Here is an 18,670-nt window from a genome sequence, read left to right on the forward strand (position 1 = left end):
CGACGAAAGGGCGCCGGGAAACCGGCGCCCTTTTGGCGTGTTCGATAAGGGGATTCGGGACATGGTGCGCGCCGGAGGAACGATGGGTCTGAACGACCGTGTGGCCCAACTGGTAGCCGCCTGTTGCCGCCGCTGGCAGCTGACCCTGCTGGCCGGCCTGATCCTGGGGGTGGCCGCGTGCTTCCATGTCGCCACCCATTTCGCCATCGACACCGACGCCGTGAAGCTGCTGTCGCCGCAGCTGGCCTGGCGCCAGCGTGAGATCGCCTTTGACAAGCTGTATCCGCAGAAGGTGCAGCAGACCGCCATCGTCATCGACGGCGTGACGCCGGAACTGGCGGAGCGGGGTGCCCGCCTGCTGGCCGAGGCGCTGCGCAAACGCACCGACGTGGTGCGCAACGTCTTCCGCCCCGACGGCGGCCCCTATTTCGACCATGAAGGCCTGATGCTGCTGCCCACGGCGGAGGTGCAGTCCACCATGCAGTCGCTGATCCAGGCGCAGCCCCTGCTGGGGCCGCTGGCGGCGGACCCGTCGGCGCGCGGCCTGCTGGACACCCTGGGCACCTATCTGCAGGGCGTCAGCTATGGCCAGGCCAAGCTGGAGGATCTTCAGCGCCCGTTCGACGCCCTGTCGGGCACGCTGCAGGCGGCGACGCAGGGCCACATGGTGCCCCTGAACTGGCGTGGCCTGGTGTCGGGCCAACCGCCCAACCCCATGGAACTGCGCCGCTTCATCCTGGTGCAGCCGGTGCTGGACTTCAACGACCTGCAACCCGGCGCCATGGCGTCGGCGGCCATCCGCGGCACCGCCCAGCAGTTGGGCCTGACGCCGGAGAACGGCGTGCGCGTCCGCCTGACGGGCGAGGTGCCCATGGCGGATGAGGAGTTCGGCACCCTGGGCGAAGGGGCGGCGTTCAACGGCGCCCTGACGGGCATCGCCGTGCTGGTGCTGCTGTGGCTGGCGGTGAAATCCTTCCGCATCGTGGGCGCCATCCTGGTCACCGTGGTCATTGGCCTGGCCGTGTCCGCCGCCTTCGGCCTGATCGCCACCGGCCCGTTCAACCTGCTGTCCATCGCCTTCATCGTGCTGTTCGTGGGCCTGGGCGTGGATTTCGGCATCCAGTTCTCCGTCCGTTACCGCGCCGACCGCTTGGCCCACGACGGCTTGGCCGAGGCCCTGACCGCCGCCGGGCGCGGTGTGGGCCGGGGGCTGACCATCGCGGCGGGGGCCACGGCCGCCGGCTTCCTGGCTTTCCTGCCCACCGACTACCGGGGCGTGTCGCAGCTGGGCATCATCGCCGGCGTGGGCATGGGTGTCGCCTTCCTGCTGTCCGTCACCTTCCTGCCGGCCCTGCTGATGCTGCTGCGTCCCAAGGGGGAGCATGTGGAGGTGGGGTACAAGGCGCTGGCGCCGCTGGATCGCCTGGTGCAACACCGCCGCCGCTGGGTGCTGGCGGCCTCGGCCGTGGTGGCCGTGGCCTGCGCCGCCCTGCTGCCCCGCCTGTCCTTCGACTTCAACCCGCTGAACCTGCGTAGCCCCAAGACGGAAGCCGTGTCCGTGGTGCTGGAGCTGATGAAGGACCCGCTGTTCACGCCCAACACCATCGACGTGCTGGCCAAGTCCGAGGATGAGGCGCGCGCCCTGGCCGACAAGCTGTCCAAGCTGCCGGAGGTGGCGCAGGCCATCACGCTGGACGACTACATCCCCACCGACCAGGACGCCAAGCTGGCGGCCATTTCCGACGCCGCCATGCTGATCGGGCCCAGCCTGGCGCCGACCGAGGTCCGCCCCGCCCCCAGCATCGAGGATGTGCGCCAATCCATGACCGCCGCCGTGGCCGCCCTGGACAAGCTGGCGCCCGACGCCGCCACGCCGGGCGGCGCCTCCGCCCTGCGCTTCAAGGCGGCGCTGGAGGGCGCCCTGGCCGCACCGGCGGAAAAGGTGGTGCCCGTCTTCCAGCGGGCGGTGGAGCCAGGCCTGCAGACCATGCTGGCCCAGGTGAACGACAGCCTGCAAGCGACCCCCGTCACCTTCAAGGACCTGCCGGAGGACCTGAAGCGCGATTGGGTGGCGGCGGACGGGCAGGCCCGCGTGTCCGTCTTCCCCAAGGGGGACAGCAACGACAACCAGGTACTGAAGCGCTTCGTGAAGGCGGTGCGCACCATAGCGCCCGACGCGACCGGCACCCCCATCAGCATTCAGGAGAGCAGCGCCACCATCATCCACGCCTTCCTGCAGGCGGGCATCCTGGCGGTGATCCTGGTGACCATCCTGCTGGCCGTCACCCTGCGGAATGTCGTCGATGTGCTGAAGACCCTGGCGCCGCTGGCGCTGGCGGCGCTGCTGACCCTGGCGGCGGCCATCCTGGCGGGCAAGCCCATCAACTTCGCCAACATCATCGCCCTGCCGCTGTTGTTCGGCATCGGCACCGCCTTCAACATCTATTACGTCATGGCCTGGCGGCAGGGTCTCACCAACCCGCTGACCTCCAGCCTGACCCGGGCCACCATCCTGTCGGCGCTGACCACCGGCACCGCCTTCGGCAGCCTGTGGACCAGCCACCACCCCGGCACCGCCAGCATGGGCGAACTGCTGGTGTTCTCGCTGACCAGCATCCTGGTCACCGCCCTGCTGTTCCTGCCGGCCCTGCTGGGCCCGCCCAAGACCCCGGCGGAATAATTTACGGGCTTAATGTCGGCGGCGGCGGCCGCTGGCCGTCCTTGGGGAAGAGACGCATGGTCAGCCCGCGCCTTTCCCCAGAAGAAGGACGAGGACATGCCCACCATCACCCCTTTCCTGTGGTTCGACACCCAGGCAGAAGACGCGGCCCGCTTCTATGTCGGCGTCTTCCCCAATTCCCGTATCACCACCATCAGCCATTATGGCGAGGCGGGCCCCCGCCCCGCCGGGCTGGTCATGACCGTGGCCTTCGAACTGGACGGCAAGCCCTTCATCGCCCTGAACGGCGGCCCCCACTGGAAGATCAACGAGGCCATCTCCTTGCTCATCGACTGCGCCGACCAGGCGGAAGTCGACCGCTATTGGGAGGCGCTGACCGCCGATGGCGGCAAGACCCACGCCTGCGGTTGGTTGACCGACAAGTTCGGCGTCACCTGGCAGGTGGTGCCCAGGGGCTTCATCGACCTGGTCACCAGCCCGGACCCGGTCATCGCCGCCCGCGCCATGGCCGCCATGCAGCAGATGATCAAGCTGGACATCGGCGCCCTGCGCCGCGCCGTCCAGGGCTGAGCCAAAAAGCGAAGGGGCGGCCCAGATGGACCGCCCCGGCGCCTGATGCCTGGCTCATCCCCTCACCAGCGGCACGAAGCTGCGTTTCGTGCCTCTGTAGCCCGCGACGGCGGGCGCCGGAGATTTCCGGGAAGCCGAAGGCCAACTGGAAATCGAGGACGAGGACGCGGACGCGGATGCGTCCTCCCTCAGAACAGATGCCGGAACAGCCAGAACAGGCCGCCGGCCAGGGCGATGGAGGCCGGCAGGGTCAGCACCCAGGCCATGGCCATGTTGCGTACGGTGGACCACTGCAGGCCGGAGCCATTGGCCGCCATGGTGCCGGCCACGCCGGACGACAGGACGTGCGTGGTGCTGACCGGTAGACCAAAGGCGTCGGCCGCGCCGATGGTGGCCATGGCCACCAGCTCGGCGGAGGCCCCCTGGCCGTAGGTCAGATGTTCCTTGCCGATCTTCTCCCCCACCGTTACCACGATGCGCTTCCAGCCCACCATGGTGCCTAGCCCCAGGGCGATGGCCACGCCCACCTTCACCCAGGTGGGGATGAAGCGGGTAGCGTGGTCATAGCGGCCCAGCAGCTCCTTCAGCACCGGCTGGTCGGCGGCAGCGATGGCGGGATCGCCCTTCTTCTGGATAAGGCGCAGGGCCTCCGCCGACAGGTAGATGTCGTTGCGGACGTTGCGGACCTTTTCCTGCGGCACCTGGTCCACCGACCCATAGGCCCGGATCTGGTCGGCGATGCTGGCCGTCAGGTCGTGGATGCCGCCCAGGGTGCTGTCGGTGACGGTGCGGGTACGGACGAAGTCTTCCACCGCCGCGCGCGGGTCCGCCGGCGTTTCCTTGACATAATGGCTCAGCACGTCGCTGGCGCGGTCGAAGGTGGCGATGTAGGCGGGGGTGTCGTGAATGGTGACGGCGCGGTTCAGGGCGTAGGCGGTCGGAACCGTGCCGATCAGGATCAGCATGATCAGGCCCATGCCCTTCTGCCCGTCATTGGAGCCGTGGGCGAAGCTGACGCCGGAGCAGGTGAGGACCAGCAGGCCGCGAATCCAGGACGGCGGCGCCTTCTTGCCTTCGGGCGCGGTGAACAGCTTCTTGTCCTTGATCAGGGTGCGCATGATCACCAGCAGCGCCGCGGAACAGATGAAGCCCACCAGCGGCGACAGGATCAGCGACCAGCCGATCTTGGTGGCCTGGCCCCAGTCGACGCCGCTGGTCGCGGTACCGGAGGTCGCCATCAGCTGGTTCATCAGGCCGACGCCGATGATGGAGCCAATCAGGGTGTGGGAGCTGGAGGACGGCAGGCCCAGGTACCAGGTGCCCAGGTTCCAGATGATGGCCGCGATCAGCAGCGAGAACACCATGGCGAAGCCGGCGTCGCTGCCCACCTGCAGGATCAGCTCCACCGGCAGCAGCGAGACGATGCCGAAGGCCACCGCCCCGGTGGAGAACAGCACGCCGGCGAAGTTGCACAGGCCCGACCACACCACCGCCACGTTGGCCGGCAGGGAGTGGGTGTAGATCACCGTGGCCACGGCGTTGGCCGTGTCATGGAAGCCGTTCACGAACTCGAAGCCCAGCGCGATCAGCAAGGCCACGCCCAGCAGCAAGAAGGGCAGGACGGAATGGGTGTCGACCCCGCTGAGGTCGCTGACCAAGTTGACGGCCATATAGCCCAGGCCCACGGCCATCAAGGCCAGGAACAGCAGCGTCCCGTAACGGGCGGCCGGTCCGCCGGCGGAGGCGATGGGGGAATTCACGGCGTCCGTATGGGCCATGGCTCGGTCCTTCTTGAAAACGGGTGCGAAACCCTAAGGCGCGAGTCATGACAACTTTATGTCGCAAGCCCCATCTTTTGGTTAATAAACCTTGAGGATGGCGGCCGGCGCTCATCGGAGGCAATCGGGTAGGCGAGGCTGAAAAAGCACGCTGGAACAAGGCGAAGCGTCTTTTGCCCCCGACATGCGGGGGCCGTCGCGGGACGCCGCCCCTATCCGTTACACGCGCAAACGAGCTGGGTAAGATCGCGCAGATCACGAATATGGAACCGGGCATCGGCGCTCCACACAACGCCCGGACGCAGAATTTGCGCCGTGGGCATCCCCAGGCTATTGCCCGCCGCGATCTCCGAGTCCGGGTTGTCCCCCACGACCAGGGCTTGCGCGGCCGGAACGCCCGTATCCGCCAACAGCCCTTGGAACAGCCCGGCCTTGCCGGGATGCCCCGCCTCGTCAATGGCGTCGATGTGTGCGCCCCGGAGATACCGGGACAGTCCCAGCGCCCGCACCTTGCTCTCCTGCAGACGACGGAAGCCGGAGGTGACGAGGTACAGCGGCAGGCCCAACTCCCCCAACAGGGGCAGGTCACCGTAATCGACCATGGCGCCCGTTACCTCCATCGCCGCTGTGGCCGTCCAGGCCGCCTGGTGCATGGCGGGGCTGAATCCATGGGTGCGACTGACCCAGTCCAGGGGATGCCGCCAAATGTCGGCGAAGGCAGCCGCCAAAGCGGAGGAAGACAGGGTGTCGTCGTTGGCCGCCGTGATGGCGTCGAACACCGGCCGCATCCGCTCCACCCCAATGCCATCGGCCGGCGCAAGGCAATTATCCAGGTCGAAGATGATGGTGCGGATCATGCGGTGGAACTCCCCATCCAGCCAGCAGCATGGGACAGCGCTGTCCCCTAATCAATGGCGCTCGTGCCGGTATCAGAACATGACTGATCAGAACAGGTGGCGGAACAGCCAGAACAGGCCGCCGGCCAGGGCGATGGAGGCCGGCAGGGTCAGCACCCAGGCCATGGCCATGTTGCGCACCGTGGACCATTGCAGACCGGAGCCGTTGGCCGCCATGGTGCCGGCCACGCCGGATGACAGGACGTGGGTGGTGCTGACCGGCAGGCCGAAGGCGTCGGCGGCGCCGATGGTGGCCATGGCCACCAGCTCGGCGGAGGCGCCCTGGCCGTAGGTCAGATGTTCCTTGCCGATCTTCTCCCCCACCGTCACCACGATGCGCTTCCAGCCCACCATCGTGCCCAGGCCCAGGGCGATGGCCACCCCCACCTTGACCCAGGTGGGGATGAAGCGGGTGGCGTGGTCATAGCGGCCCAGCAGTTCCTTCAGCACCTGGCGCTCATCATCGCTGAGCATCGTCCCGCCCTGCTTCTGCAGACGCCGCAACGCCTCCGCCGAGAGGTACATGTCGTTGCGCATGCTCCCCTGGACCACACCGGACAAGGCGCCGGAAAAGCGCAGCTGGTCGGCGATGCTGGCCGTCAGCTCGTGCAGTCCGCCCAGCGTGGCGCTGGTCAGGGTGCCGGTGCGGACATAATTCTCCACCACTGCGCGGGGGTCGGCGGGCATGCGGTCGACGTGGCGGGCCAGCACATCGCCGGCGCGGTCGAAAGTGGCGATGTAGGCGGGGGTATCGGCGGCGGTGATGGCCCGGTTCAGCCCATAGGCGGCCGGCATGGTGCCGATCAGGATCAGCATGATCAGGCCCATGCCCTTCTGCCCGTCGTTGGAACCGTGGGCGAAGCTGACGCCGGAACAGGTGAGGACCAGCAGGCCCCGAATCCACGCCGGGGGCGGCCGGCGTCCGGCAGGCGCCTTGAACAGCGCCTTGTCCTTGATCAGGCCGCGCATGGCAAGCAGCAGCAGCGCCGAGCAAGCGAACCCCACGACGGGGGAAATCAGCAGCGTCTGGATCACCTTGCTGGCCTGGCCCCAATCCACGCCGCTGGCGCTGGTGCCGGGGGTGGCCATCAGCTGGTTCATCAGCCCGACGCCGATGATGGAACCGATCAGGGTGTGGGAGCTGGAGGACGGCAGGCCCAGGTACCAGGTGCCCAGGTTCCACAGCACGGCGGCGATCAGCAGGGCGAAGACCATGGCGAACCCCGCCCCGGCCCCGACCTGGAGGATCAGTTCCACCGGCAACAGGGAAACGATGCCATAGGCGACGGCGCCGGTGGAGAACAGCACCCCGGCGAAGTTGCAGAGACCGGACCAAACCACCGCGCCGGCCGGCGGCAGGGAATGGGTGTAGATCACCGTCGCCACGGCGTTGGCGGTGTCATGGAAGCCGTTGACGAACTCGAACCCCAGGGCGATCAGCAAGGCAGCACCCAACAACACCAGCGGCAGGGCGGAGAGCGCGTCCAGGCCCCGCACATCGCTCGCCAAGTTGAGGGCGACATAGCCGAGCCCCACCCCCAGCAGCGTCAGAAAGACCCAGGTGCCCAGCCGACCGGCGGGGGCGAGTGACGGTACCGCTGTGGTGGCGTGGGTGGCGTCGATATGCGCCATGAAGGCTTTCCTTAGGCTTTCCGCTTAATCTTTTTGCGAGCGCAACTTTGAAGGCAGATCGCGCGGATGGCGACTGTGATAGCGCGCCCGGGCGTTTCGGGAAAGCCTGGACGCAACCGGTCTGGTCATAGGTGGGCTGTAGTCTGTGCGGGCGCGGACGATCCGCCTCTTGGCCGTCAGACTTTGGCCTTGCGTAGGGTGGTCCAGGCCACCAGGCCCGGCAGGAATACCACCAGGTCACGCAGGCGGCGGGCGGCGGCCAGCGCCAGGGCGGTGGGCGCATCCAGGCCGAGCGCACCGCCCAGCAGCAGGAACGCGCCCTCCTGAACCCCAAGGGCCCCGGGGACGACGAAGGCGGCGCTGCTGACGGCCTGGATCAGGCCCTCGATCACCAGCGCCTCCAGCAGGCCCATGGGGTGGCCCAGCGCCCAGAGGGCCAGCCAAATCTCCCCGGCGCCCAACGCCCAGCCCAGCAACTGCCACAAGAAACATCCGGTGATGGCGCCGGTGCGGCGGTACATGGCCTTGGAGGCGCGGTCGATGCGGGCGCTGTGCGCCATGATGCCGGCCAGGCGGCCGGACGCCGCCTTGTCCAGCACGCCGGTGACCTTGGCGAAAAGTCCGGCGCGCTGCACCAGGATGAACAGCGCCACCAGCGGCACCATGGCCAGCAGGCCCAGCGTCACCTGGCCGGCGATGCCGACAGGCCCCTTCAACGCCACCAGCAGGCCCACCGCCAGCAGGGAGAATCCCAGCTGGCTGAGGATGGAAATGGCCATGTCCACCACCAGGCTGGCGGCGGCGGGGGCCACGCGCACGCCATCGAGGCGCAGGATGCGGAAAGACACGATCTCCCCGCCGATGCGGGCCACGGGCAGCAGGCCGTTGACCGACTCGCGGATCCACACGTTGCGAGCCATGGCCGCCAGCGAGGGCCGCTTGGCGCCCGGCAGCAACACCTGCCAGGCGCGGGCGTTGGCCACCATGGGCACGGCATGGAAGAGGCCGGCGATCACCAGGCCCACGCCCGCCGTCTTCAGCAGGGCCCACAGGGCGCTGGTATCCTCGCGGGCGACCAGCGCCACGGCCAGGGCCAGGCCCAGCAAAGCGAACAGGCGGGCTGCCTTTTCCATAGGGATGCGCGCCTATTCCAGGGTCAGGGGCAAATCACGGAAACCGCCGCGGGGGAAGGCGGCGGCCAGGGCGTTGACCTCGGGATCCAGCAGGGCCGCCAGTTCATCCCGGTAGCGATAGCCCGGCGCCCCGCCCGGCACATCGTCGCTGGTCGCGGGGTGCAAATAGATTTCGGTGATGCCCGCCGGCAGGCGGGCCAGGGCGCCGCGCAGCCGTTCCGCGGTGACGGCACCCGTCCAGGCCAGGCCCAGCACCTGGTCCGGGGCGGCGAGGCCGGCGCGGCGCACCTTGGCGCGCAGCAGCTTGGCCCACGGGCCGGTGACATGGTGCAGGCCCAAATCCACCTCCGGCGTCACCGCCCGGATGACCTCGGCCGGTTCCACCGGCACGCGCATGGCGCGCGCGCCATGGCGGCGGGCGGCGTCCAGCAGGATGCGGCCCACCGTGGGATGCAGATGATAATGCTTATGGGCGTTGACATGGTCCAGCGGCAGGCCGGTGGCGCGGAAGGCCTGGAACTGCGCCTCCACCTCCGCCGCGACCTGGGCCGCGACCTTGGGGCGGAAGAAGATGGACGCCCCGACCTTGGCCAGGTCGTTGCGGAACAGGCCATCAGGCCCCACCAGATCGGGAATGCGGTCCGGTGGCAGGAAGGGCTTGCCGTCCACCAGCACGACATGCAGTCCCACCGCCAGGCTGGGCTGGGCATGGGCCAGGGCCACGGCGGCCTGGGCGGCGGCCCCCGCCACCATCAGGCTGGCGGCGGTCAGGATGCCGTTGAGGTGGGCGTCGATGACGGCGGCGTTGACGGCGGCCGACAGGCCGAAGTCATCCGCCGTAACGATCAGGCGCCGCCCCGATCCCCCATTGCTGGAGGTCGCGGCGGCGCCCGGCGTGGATACGGACATAGGGAGGTGTTCCGAACCCGGATGACGTGCTTAGGCGGCGTTGCGGCGTTCGCGCAGGAACTGCCAGAACTCCACGCCCTCGCGCAGGCGGCGCTTCATCATGTCGCGGTCGCGGACCATCTCACCGACGATGGAGGCGATCTTGCCGCTGCGGAAGTAGAACTTCTTGTAGAAGGTCTCGACCGAGCCGAAGATCTCCGAGTGGCTCAGGTGGTCGTAATGCAGCGGAGCGATCTGCACGCCGTGCTCATCCACCAACTCGGCGTTCGCATCGTCCAGCCAGCCATTCTCGATGGCCTGCTGGTACAGGAAGGTACCGGGGTACGGGGCGGCCAGCGACACCTGGATGGTGTGCGGGTTGATCTTCGCCGCCCACTTGATGGTTTCCTGGATGGTTTCCTTGGTTTCGCCCGGCAGGCCCAGGATGAAGGTGCCGTGGATCTGGATCCCCAGCTCATGGCAGTCCTTGGTGAACTTCTCAGCCACCTCGACGCGCATGCCCTTCTTGATGTTGTGCAGGATCTGCTGGTTACCGGACTCGTAACCGACCAGCAGCAGGCGCAGGCCGTTGTCGCGCAGCACCTTCAGGGTTTCGCGCGGAACGTTGGCCTTGGCGTTGCACGACCAGGTGATGCCCAGCTTGCCCAGTTCCTTGGCGATGGCCTCGGCGCGCGGCAGGTTGTCGGTGAAGGTGTCGTCGTCGAAGAAGAATTCCTTCACCTGCGGGAAGTTCTTCTGCGCCCACGCCATCTCCTCCACCACGTGGCCGACACTGCGGGTGCGGTAGCGATGACCGCCCACGGTCTGGGGCCACAGGCAGAAGGTGCAGCGCGACTTGCAGCCGCGGCCGGTGTAGATGCTGAGGTAAGGCGCCTTCAGGTAACCGATGAAGTACTTCTCGATTTCCAGGTCGCGCTTATAGACCGGGGTCACCCAGGGCAGGCTGTCCATGTTCTCGAGGATCTCGCGGTCCTCGTTATGGACGATCACGCCCTCGGAATTGCGGAAGGACAGGCCCTTGATGTCCGACCACTTCTTGCCGTCGGCCACGTCCTTGATGGTGAAGTCGAATTCGTTGCGGGCGACAAAGTCGACCACCGGGGCCTGGGCCAGGCTCTTGTCCGCCTCGACCGCCACCTTGGCGCCGATCAGGCCGGCCTTCAGGTTGGGGTTGACGGCCTTCAGCGCCTCGATCGTCGCCACGTCGGACTTGAACGACGGGGTGGAGGTGTGCAGCACCACCATGTCGAAGTCTTTGATCTGAGCCGTGATTTCGGACAGCTTGGTCTTATGCGGCGGGGCGTCGATCAGCTTGCTGTTCTCGATCAGGGCCGCCGGCTGGGCCAGCCACGTCGGGTACCAGAAAGACTTGATTTCGCGGCGCGCCTGGTAGCGCGAGCCGGCGCCGCCGTCAAAACCGTCGAAGGAAGGCGCCTGGAGAAATAGCGTCCGCATCATGACCCACCATTTTCGCCGACCGGCACCATTGTGCCGTCGGATTTGACCGAAAAGCGCTGTCCGCGCCAACTCACTTGTCGAATGCCAAAGCTGGCAACGAACACCAAAAATGACAAGACGTCTCTGATCAATCCAGGCCATCGCGGCCGGGACCGTGTGATCCGTGCATCAATGGTCACCAGAAGCACGAGACGGGCGGCGACCGCAAGCCCCAGCAGCAGCAGGGACCACGCATGCCAGCCCGCGAAAATTGCGCCGAGGACGGCCAGCGGGACCGGATGGGTGACCGCCGACCCGGCATAGCCGCCGGGGTCCAGGCCGCGGATGGTCCGCGCCCAACGCAACTCATGGTTCAGGACGGCGGCCAAGCTGGACTCGGGCGCCAGGTGCCCCACCACGAACGGCGGGACCGCCACCGCCAACCCCAGGGCGCGCACCGCCATGCCCATGGCGTGGTCGTCCGCCAGGATATCGCGGAAGGCCATGAAGCCGCCGATACGGTCCAGCGTCTCCGCCGTCAGGGCGATGGTGGAACCGAAACAGGGCTTCGCCATGCCTAAGCGCAGCCCCACCAGGACATTGGGCAGGAAGTGGTGGTCCACCGCCCGGGCCGCCTGGTCCTGCCAGAAGGAAGCCGGGTCCACGGGCTCCCCCCGGTAGAGGCAGGTGACCAGGCCGACGCCGGGGCGCGACAGGGCGCCCACCACCTGGGCCAGATAATCGGGCGCCACGGCGATGTCGCTGTCGGCCAGCACCAGCACATCATGCCGGGCGACGGTCATCATGTTGATGACATTGGAAATCTTGGCATTGGCCCCATGGCGGGTGCCGTCCACGATCAGGTCGAAACGCACCGCGCCGCCGGCCGCGTCAAGCTCCCGCATGAGGGCGTTGACGATGGCGATGGCCGGATCGTCGACGGCCTGGACGCCGCACACCACCTGCACCGGGCCGCCATAGTCCTGGGTCGCCAGCTGGCGCAAGCGATCGGCCAGCCCCGGTTCCGCGCCGTGCAGCGGCTTCAGCACCGTCACCGCCGGCGCCGGGCCAGCCGTCGCCACGGCGCCACCCCGTGCCGGCGCGAAAAAGCGCCGGGCGCTGTCCGCCGCCGCCAGGGTGTAGAGCGTGCCCGTCGCGGACAGCGCCCCGCACCCCCAGCCAAGGGCGTCGGTCAACAGGGTGATCGAGAACGGCATGCCGTGCGGGACTCTCAAATAGAAACCGCCCGGCGACCGGGCGCGATACTGTGATTCAGAGGGTGGTCTTAACGTAAGCGCGGCGCACATGCCAGCGAAGGTCACCGCGGCACCGTCACCGGCACAATGCGATACACCGAAGACAAACGCACGTCCTGTGACGGCCGACATAGCTCCGCATGCCACGCGCGTTAATGCCTTTGGGCGTCACCTGTCGACCGGCATATTGCGTTGCACGCTCCGATATTACACTTCGGGAGTGCATTTCCAATTGTGGTGGTCGACACCATCCTTTGTTATCCAAAGTGTCGCATCCCCAGCGTCGCGCCCGCCCCCTTTCCCTTGGGCGCGACCATGATCCCAAAGCAGCGTGGCCCGACAGGTATCCCGCAGGAAAGTATGGCGAGCATGATCAGACAGTCCCGCGCGGCCTTGGCCGCCTGCCTCCTGATGGGCTTTATGCTGGCCGGCTGCGCCGCGCCCCCCAACGGGGGCCGCGATGAACTGGGCGTGGTCGAGCCCTGGGATCCACTGGAAAACGTCAACCGCGTCACGTTCGACGCCAACATGTGGCTGAACGACAACGCCATCGGCCCCGCCTCCCACGCCTACCGCGACGTGGTGCCCGACTATGTTCAGGTGCGTCTGCGCCAGGGCATCGCCAACCTGGGCGAGCCGCTGATCTTCGGCAACGATCTGGCCCAGGCGCGGGTGAAATCCGCCTTCACCACCTTCTGGCGCTTCGTCTTCAACAGCACCATCGGCCTGGCCGGCATGTACGACGTCGCCACCGACATGGGGCTGACGCGCCAGACCGGTGATTTCGGCCAAACGCTGTACGCCTGGGGTGTGCGCCAGAGCCCGTATTTCGTCCTGCCCCTGTTCGGGCCGTCCACCGTGCGCGACGGCGTGGGCATGGGCGTGGAATTGTGGGCGGACCCCATGGGCCGGGTGTTCGACAAGGCGAACGGCGGCGACGCGAATTACGCCATCGGCGCGGTCGGCGGCCTGGACAAGGCCCGCAACCTGGACACCCTGGATGAGTTGCGCAAGGGCACCATCGACTTCTACGCGCTGCTGCGCAGCGTGTGGCTGCAGAATCGGCAGGCCGCGCTGGACGAGGCCATCGGCGTCCAGTCCAGCAACATGCCGGCGATTCCCTGAGGCCTTGCGGGCGGACAGGACCGGGGGCGCCTCACGCGGGTGTCGCGTCCAGGGCCCCATCCTCGCGCAGGATTTCCAGGAAGGCCCGGTCCAACTGGTGGCCGCGATAGTTTTCGTAGCGCACATCCTGCCGCTGGCTGTCCAGCACGCCGAAATCACCCCGGAAGTTCCACAGGCACCAGCCCCAGCCCACCTGGCGCCACGCGGCCAGGCAATCGCGCGCCCAGGCCAGCACCACCGGATGTGGGGTGTGACGGTAGGCCCCCCATTCGCCGACAACAACGCCCACGCCCCCGGCCGCCAATTCCTGCCAGGGCTGGATGCAGATGCGCCGGAAGCTGGCCGGGTCCGTCACCTGGTCCGGCCCCCCGGTGGGGGCGGGCGGCATGGGCCATGTGGGCGCGTCCCAGCTGTCGGAACCCTTCACCCAACCGGCCTTGTAATGGCTGAGGTGGAAGGGCTCGTACCCCCGCGTGCCTTGGGCCAGGCCCAGGGGCTTCAGTTCGGGCACGGGTCGGCGCCCGAACTGGGCGCCATCGGCGATGATGATGCGGTCACGGTCGGCGGCGCGGATGGCGGCAACAGCCCCCGATACGGCCCGCACGTAAGACTCGCCACTGACGTTCGGCGGCTCATTGATCAGGTTGAAGGACAGGATGCGGGAATCGATGTCGCGGTATCGTTCGGCCAGCATACCCCATTGCCGCGCGAACTGCAGCCGGACCACGTCATTCTCCGGCCCCGGCGCCCACAGGTCGCCACTCTCCGCCGGCGGATTGACGCAGTAGCCGGGCGCCCGGTGCAGGCAGAGGGTCACATGGATATTGCGATGCCGGGCCCAACCTATGGCCTCGTCTATCTGGCACAAGGGCCGCTGGCGGAAGGTGCCGTCCGGTCGCGTCCAGATGCGATAGTCCAGCGGCAGGCGCACGAAGTTGAAGCCCCAGTCCGCGATCAGGTCGAAGTCCGCCTGCCGGAAGGGCTGATCATGGGCCTGGGTATATTTTTCCAGCAGGTTGAAGCCACGCCAGCGGGGTAGACGATCCGGCGTGGCCGGAAGCCAATGCCCCTGCGAACAGGCAGTGAAGGCCGACATGGCGGCCAGCCCCCCGACGCCCAGGGCGATATCGCCCAGCCGTGCCAGCAGGCGCCGGCGCTCCAGATCTTCGACATAGTCGATCAGCACGCCCCCTCACCCCCTATCACGGTCATGGGTATGGCTACCGTGCCGCGGCCCGGAACGCCGATCACCGAACGCATATCACTGAATTAAGTGGAAAACCCCCGTCGCCACCGCAGGTCCGTGGCCGCCCCCTTGCCCGCTTTGTTCGTCTTGAGTGCCTTAGGGAGGGCGTCATCGTCAACATCAGATATTACAAATGTAGGCGCTGGATCGTAAGAAAAAGGCCCGCCCCCAGGGATGGGGACGGGCCTTGATTCAGGTGACTGGTTTGGCGGAAACAGAGATCGATGAAACTCAGGCGCCGGCCAGCAGCTTTTCCGCCTGCTGCTGCAATCCCTGAATCAGCGCGTCGGCGCCCCCCTGCTGCACGGCGGCGGAAAACTCTGACCGCCGCGTCGCCAGCTGGCTGATGGTGCCATTGAGGTAGACGTCGACGATACGGGCCTGATCCCCCTGGCCACGCATCAGATAGTTCAGCGCCACCGGCGGCTGGCCGGCGGGCGTCAGCTTGGTTTCGACGATCTTGTCGGCGCCCCGCGCCTTGGGCGTGGGATCGACGTCGAAGACCTCGCCATTGAAGCCGTCGAACTGGTTGGCATAGGTCGCCACGGTTACCTTGGTGAAGGCGTCGATGGCACCCTGCTGCTGCTCCGGCGTGAACTTCTCCCACGCTGGCCCGACGGCGAGGCGGGTCATGGTCGCCAGGTCGAAGGTGGACTTGATCACCGGGTCCAGCTTCTCGGCACGACCTTTGACGCCCAATTGCTTGGCCTGCTTCATGCCGCTCAGCAGGGCATCGTAGAAGCCCTTGACCTTGGCCACCGCCGGGTCGGCGGCTTCCGCGGTCGCGGCCGGCTGCTGCGCGACCGCCGGCACGGCGCCACCCGCCAGGGCGACGGCCAGGAAAGCGGCCGCCACGGCCTTGCCCCCGAAGGAGCGGGCCCTGAAGGCGTGACTGGTGGAAGCGTTACCGGTGATCTTGGTCGTCATGCCGTCCTCACCTGCGCGTTGGCCCCCAGCGCCTTGATGACGGTATCGACGATGCCGTTGGCGTTGAGGCCGGCCTCGTCATACTGCTTGGCCGGGTTGTCGTGTTCCTGATAGTGGTCGGGCAGCACCATGGGGCGGAACTTCAGGCCGGCGTCGAACAGCCCCTCCTCCGCCAGGAACTGCATGACCTGGGCGCCGAAGCCGCCCACCGAGCCTTCCTCGATGGTCACCAGCACATCGTGCTCAACCGCCAGGCGACGCACCAGTTCCTTGTCGATCGGCTTGGCGAAGCGCGCGTCCGCCACCGTCGTCGACAGGCCCCGCACCGCCAGATCCTCGGCCGCCTTCAAGGCCTCACCCAGGCGGGTGCCCAGGCTGAGGATGGCCACGGTGTTGCCCTCACGCACGATACGACCCTTGCCGATGGGCAGAATCTCGCCCTTCTCCGGCATCTCGACGCCCACGCCCTCGCCGCGCGGATAGCGCAGCGCGATGGGGCCGGCGTCATAGGCCACGCTGGTCGCCACCATGTGCACCAGCTCCGCCTCGTCCGCCGCCGCCATCACCACCATGTTGGGCAGGCAGCACAGATAGGCCAGGTCGAAGGCGCCGGCATGCGTGGCGCCATCCGCCCCCACCAGGCCCGCCCGGTCCATGGCGAAGCGCACGGGCAGGTTCTGGATCGACACGTCGTGCACCAGCTGGTCATAGCCGCGCTGCAGGAAGGTCGAGTAGATGGCCACGAAGGGCTTGTAGCCCTCCGTCGCCATGCCGGCGGCGAAGGTCACGGCATGCTGCTCGGCGATACCCACGTCGAAGGTGCGCGTGGGGAAGGCCTGGCCGAACAGGTCCAGGCCCGTGCCAGACGGCATGGCCGCCGTGATCGCCACCACCTTGTCGTCGGCCTTGGCCTCCTTCATCAGGGCTTCGGCGAAGACACGGGTGTAGGTCGGCGCGTTCGCCTTGGCCTTGGCCTGGGCGCCCGTCACCACGTCGAAGCGACCCACCGCGTGCAGCTTGTCCGCCGACGCCTCGGCCGGCGCGTAGCCCTTGCCCTTCTGCGTCACCGCGTGGATCAGCACCGGGCGGCCGTTCGGCTCATCCCGGATGTTCTCCAGGATGGGCACCAGCTGGTCCAGGTCATGACCGTCGATGGGGCCGACGTAGTAGAAGCCCAGCTCCTCGAACAGCGTCCCGCCCATGACCATGCCCCGGGCGTATTCCTCCACCCGGCGCGCGGCGTTCTGCAGCGGACGGGGCAGGTGTTCCGCCACCTGGCGGCCGATGTTGCGCAGGTGGCGGTACTGGCTGCTGCTGACCAGCTTGGCCAGGTAGCCCGACACGGCACCCACCGGCGGCGCGATCGACATGTCGTTGTCGTTCAGGATCACCACCAGGCGCGAGCCCAGGGCACCGGCGTTGTTCATCGCCTCATACGCCATGCCGGCGGAGATCGACCCATCGCCGATCACGGCGATGACATGGTTGTTGCCGCCCGCCAGGTCGCGCGCCACCGCCATGCCCAGGCCGGCGGAGATGGAGGTGGAACTGTGCGCCGCCCCGAACGGGTCGTACTCGCTCTCCGACCGCCGGGTGAAGCCCGACAGACCACCGCCCTGCCGCAGCGTGCGGATGCGGTCCCGACGACCCGTCAGGATCTTGTGCGGATAGGCCTGATGACCCACGTCCCAGATGATGCGGTCCGCCGGCGTGTCGAACACGTAGTGCAGCGCCACCGTCAGTTCCACCACACCCAGGCCGGCGCCCAGGTGACCACCCGTCACCGACACCGCGTCGATGGTCTCGGAACGCAGCTCGTCCGCAACCTGGCGCAGCTGCTCTGGACGCAGCGCGCGCAAACGGTCAGGCGTCGGACACTGGTCCAACAACGGGGTCTTCGTCGCCATTCATCGGCTCCCAAATAATTCTTACCGGCCTCTAACGGGCCGGTGCCAGAAAAACACTTTTGCACACATCGTGATAAATCACGACTCCCGGTCGATAAGCATGAAGGGCAGGCCGCGCAACGAATCCGCCGCCGGACCGAAACCATCCAGCCGGGCGGCCGCCTGCTCCGCCAGCTCCACCACCTTGGCGCGGGCGGCGTCCAAACCCAGCAGGGAAATCAGGGTCGCCTTGCCCTGGGCCTCATCCTTGCCGACGGTCTTGCCCGCCTTGCCGCTATCACCGGTGGCGTCAATAAGATCGTCAGAAATCTGGAACACAAGACCGAAATCCGCGGCGTAGTCGCGCAGCAGGGCCCGCTCGGCCTCGCTGGCGCCGCCCAGAATGGGCCCGGCTTCGCAGCAGAACTCGAACAAGGCGCCGGTCTTCAGCTTCTGCAGCGTCAGGATTTCGTCGTAGCCGAAATCGGAATTGGGCGCTTCCATGTCCATCATCTGGCCACCGATCATGCCCAGCGTGCCGCCAGCCTGGGCAAGCTTCGCGATCAGGGCGCAGCGCACGGCCGGATCGGCATGGGCCGCCGGCTGGGCCAGCACCTCGAACGCCAGGGTCAGCAGCGCGTCGCCGGCCAGCAGGGCCGTCGCCTCATCGAACTGGACATGGGTGGTGGGCTTGCCCCGACGCAGCGTGTCGTCATCCATGCAGGGCAGGTCATCGTGCACCAGGCTGTACGTGTGCACCATCTCCACCGCCGCGGCGGCCTGCAGCCAGTTGTCCTCGGACACGCCGAACAGCGCCGAGGACGACTTCACCAGGAAGGGGCGCAAGCGCTTGCCGCCGGCGAACACCGCGTAACGGGCGGCCTCCTGCACGCGGCCGATGTACTGGGCGGGGGCGGGCAGCAGCGCCTCCATGCGCTGTTCGGTCTGGCGCGACGCCAGGCCCATGGCCTCCAGCAATTCACGACCCGAGGGGTAACGGCCCGAGGAAGAGGGTGCGGCGGAAGAAACAAGGCCGGTCACTTGAAGAAACCTCGAAGATGATGACGCGTCGTTTAAGCTGGGCACACTCTGCCAGCCATCGCCCAGTGTCAATTACTGGCGACCGCAGGGCGCCGTTGCGCCGCACGTATCAAGAGGTTCGGCAGAAATGGGCACCCGGAGGGCGATTCCGGGA

General features: G+C 67.5%; 14 protein-coding genes. 3 read left to right on the plus strand and 11 right to left on the minus strand.

From position 1 onward, the window contains the following. Positions 1–61: 61 nt before the first annotated feature. Both UCD39_RS11520 and UCD39_RS11525 read left to right on the plus strand, forming a co-directional pair. Entirely contained in the window at positions 62–2,680 is a 2,619-nt protein-coding gene (locus UCD39_RS11520; protein ID WP_330496164.1) for an MMPL family transporter, read from the plus strand. 96 nt (positions 2,681–2,776) lie between these two features. Beyond that, complete coding sequence (locus UCD39_RS11525; RefSeq protein WP_330496165.1) at positions 2,777–3,250, plus strand: VOC family protein; 474 nt, start codon at positions 2,777–2,779, stop codon at positions 3,248–3,250. Positions 3,251–3,438: 188 nt separating this feature from the next. On the opposite strand, the gene UCD39_RS11530 is transcribed toward UCD39_RS11525, so the two are convergent. From UCD39_RS11530 to hpnI, 7 genes are all read right to left on the minus strand, one after another. Then, on the minus strand, positions 3,439–5,028 hold the full coding sequence (locus tag UCD39_RS11530; RefSeq protein WP_330496166.1) for an inorganic phosphate transporter: 1,590 nt from the start codon (positions 5,026–5,028) through the stop codon (positions 3,439–3,441). A gap of 212 nt (positions 5,029–5,240) precedes the next feature. Further along, positions 5,241–5,885 (minus strand): HAD family hydrolase, encoded by a 645-nt coding sequence (locus UCD39_RS11535; RefSeq protein WP_330496167.1) that lies wholly within the window; start codon positions 5,883–5,885, stop codon positions 5,241–5,243. Positions 5,886–5,972: 87 nt separating this feature from the next. Beyond that, positions 5,973–7,556: an inorganic phosphate transporter gene (locus tag UCD39_RS11540; protein ID WP_330496168.1), complete on the minus strand. Its 1,584-nt coding sequence runs from the start codon at positions 7,554–7,556 to the stop codon at positions 5,973–5,975. Between the two features lie 176 nt (positions 7,557–7,732). Next, positions 7,733–8,689 carry a lysylphosphatidylglycerol synthase domain-containing protein gene (locus UCD39_RS11545; RefSeq protein WP_330496169.1) on the minus strand — a complete coding sequence of 319 codons (957 nt, stop codon included), beginning with the start codon at positions 8,687–8,689 and terminating at the stop codon, positions 7,733–7,735. A 12-nt stretch (positions 8,690–8,701) separates the two neighbouring features. Then, a complete protein-coding gene (hpnK, locus tag UCD39_RS11550) occupies positions 8,702–9,598 on the minus strand; it encodes a hopanoid biosynthesis-associated protein HpnK (RefSeq protein ID WP_330496170.1) in 897 nt (298 codons plus the stop codon). Between the two features lie 30 nt (positions 9,599–9,628). Next, positions 9,629–11,056: a hopanoid biosynthesis associated radical SAM protein HpnJ gene (gene hpnJ, locus UCD39_RS11555; RefSeq protein ID WP_211101972.1), complete on the minus strand. Its 1,428-nt coding sequence runs from the start codon at positions 11,054–11,056 to the stop codon at positions 9,629–9,631. Next, positions 11,053–12,252, minus strand: coding sequence for a bacteriohopanetetrol glucosamine biosynthesis glycosyltransferase HpnI (hpnI, locus tag UCD39_RS11560; RefSeq protein ID WP_330496171.1), 1,200 nt, complete (start codon positions 12,250–12,252; stop codon positions 11,053–11,055). Before hpnI ends, hpnJ begins: the two co-directional genes overlap by 4 nt. A 408-nt stretch (positions 12,253–12,660) precedes the next feature. Here hpnI and UCD39_RS11565 point away from each other — a divergent pair, with 408 nt between their 5' ends. Next, positions 12,661–13,416, plus strand: coding sequence for an MlaA family lipoprotein (locus UCD39_RS11565; protein WP_330496172.1), 756 nt, complete (start codon positions 12,661–12,663; stop codon positions 13,414–13,416). 31 nt (positions 13,417–13,447) lie between these two features. Here the strand turns inward: UCD39_RS11565 and UCD39_RS11570 are convergent, their stop codons facing one another. From UCD39_RS11570 to UCD39_RS11585, 4 genes are all read right to left on the minus strand, one after another. Continuing rightward, positions 13,448–14,602 (minus strand): glycoside hydrolase family 5 protein, encoded by a 1,155-nt coding sequence (locus UCD39_RS11570; RefSeq protein ID WP_330496173.1) that lies wholly within the window; start codon positions 14,600–14,602, stop codon positions 13,448–13,450. A 291-nt stretch (positions 14,603–14,893) separates the two neighbouring features. Beyond that, positions 14,894–15,589 carry an ABC transporter substrate-binding protein gene (locus tag UCD39_RS11575; protein WP_330496174.1) on the minus strand — a complete coding sequence of 232 codons (696 nt, stop codon included), beginning with the start codon at positions 15,587–15,589 and terminating at the stop codon, positions 14,894–14,896. Further along, positions 15,586–17,496: a 1-deoxy-D-xylulose-5-phosphate synthase gene (dxs, locus tag UCD39_RS11580; protein ID WP_330496175.1), complete on the minus strand. Its 1,911-nt coding sequence runs from the start codon at positions 17,494–17,496 to the stop codon at positions 15,586–15,588. Before dxs ends, UCD39_RS11575 begins: the two co-directional genes overlap by 4 nt. 78 nt (positions 17,497–17,574) lie before the next feature. Next, a complete protein-coding gene (locus UCD39_RS11585) occupies positions 17,575–18,516 on the minus strand; it encodes a polyprenyl synthetase family protein (RefSeq protein ID WP_330496176.1) in 942 nt (313 codons plus the stop codon). Positions 18,517–18,670 lie beyond the last annotated feature (154 nt).

The sequence above is a fragment of the Nitrospirillum karajorum genome, assembly GCF_036348415.1.
In the GTDB taxonomy this organism is placed as follows: domain Bacteria; phylum Pseudomonadota; class Alphaproteobacteria; order Azospirillales; family Azospirillaceae; genus Nitrospirillum; species Nitrospirillum amazonense_B.

Coding starts and splice junctions, on each gene's coding strand:
- UCD39_RS11520 (WP_330496164.1), top strand. CDS start 62: ATGGTGCGCGCCGGAGGAACGATGGGTCTGAACGACCGTGTGGCCCAA.
- UCD39_RS11525 (WP_330496165.1), top strand. CDS start 2,777: ATGCCCACCATCACCCCTTTCCTGTGGTTCGACACCCAGGCAGAAGAC.
- UCD39_RS11530 (WP_330496166.1), bottom strand. CDS start 5,028: ATGGCCCATACGGACGCCGTGAATTCCCCCATCGCCTCCGCCGGCGGA.
- UCD39_RS11535 (WP_330496167.1), bottom strand. CDS start 5,885: ATGATCCGCACCATCATCTTCGACCTGGATAATTGCCTTGCGCCGGCC.
- UCD39_RS11540 (WP_330496168.1), bottom strand. CDS start 7,556: ATGGCGCATATCGACGCCACCCACGCCACCACAGCGGTACCGTCACTC.
- UCD39_RS11545 (WP_330496169.1), bottom strand. CDS start 8,689: ATGGAAAAGGCAGCCCGCCTGTTCGCTTTGCTGGGCCTGGCCCTGGCC.
- hpnK (WP_330496170.1), bottom strand. CDS start 9,598: ATGTCCGTATCCACGCCGGGCGCCGCCGCGACCTCCAGCAATGGGGGA.
- hpnJ (WP_211101972.1), bottom strand. CDS start 11,056: ATGATGCGGACGCTATTTCTCCAGGCGCCTTCCTTCGACGGTTTTGAC.
- hpnI (WP_330496171.1), bottom strand. CDS start 12,252: ATGCCGTTCTCGATCACCCTGTTGACCGACGCCCTTGGCTGGGGGTGC.
- UCD39_RS11565 (WP_330496172.1), top strand. CDS start 12,661: ATGATCAGACAGTCCCGCGCGGCCTTGGCCGCCTGCCTCCTGATGGGC.
- UCD39_RS11575 (WP_330496174.1), bottom strand. CDS start 15,589: ATGACGACCAAGATCACCGGTAACGCTTCCACCAGTCACGCCTTCAGG.
- dxs (WP_330496175.1), bottom strand. CDS start 17,496: ATGGCGACGAAGACCCCGTTGTTGGACCAGTGTCCGACGCCTGACCGT.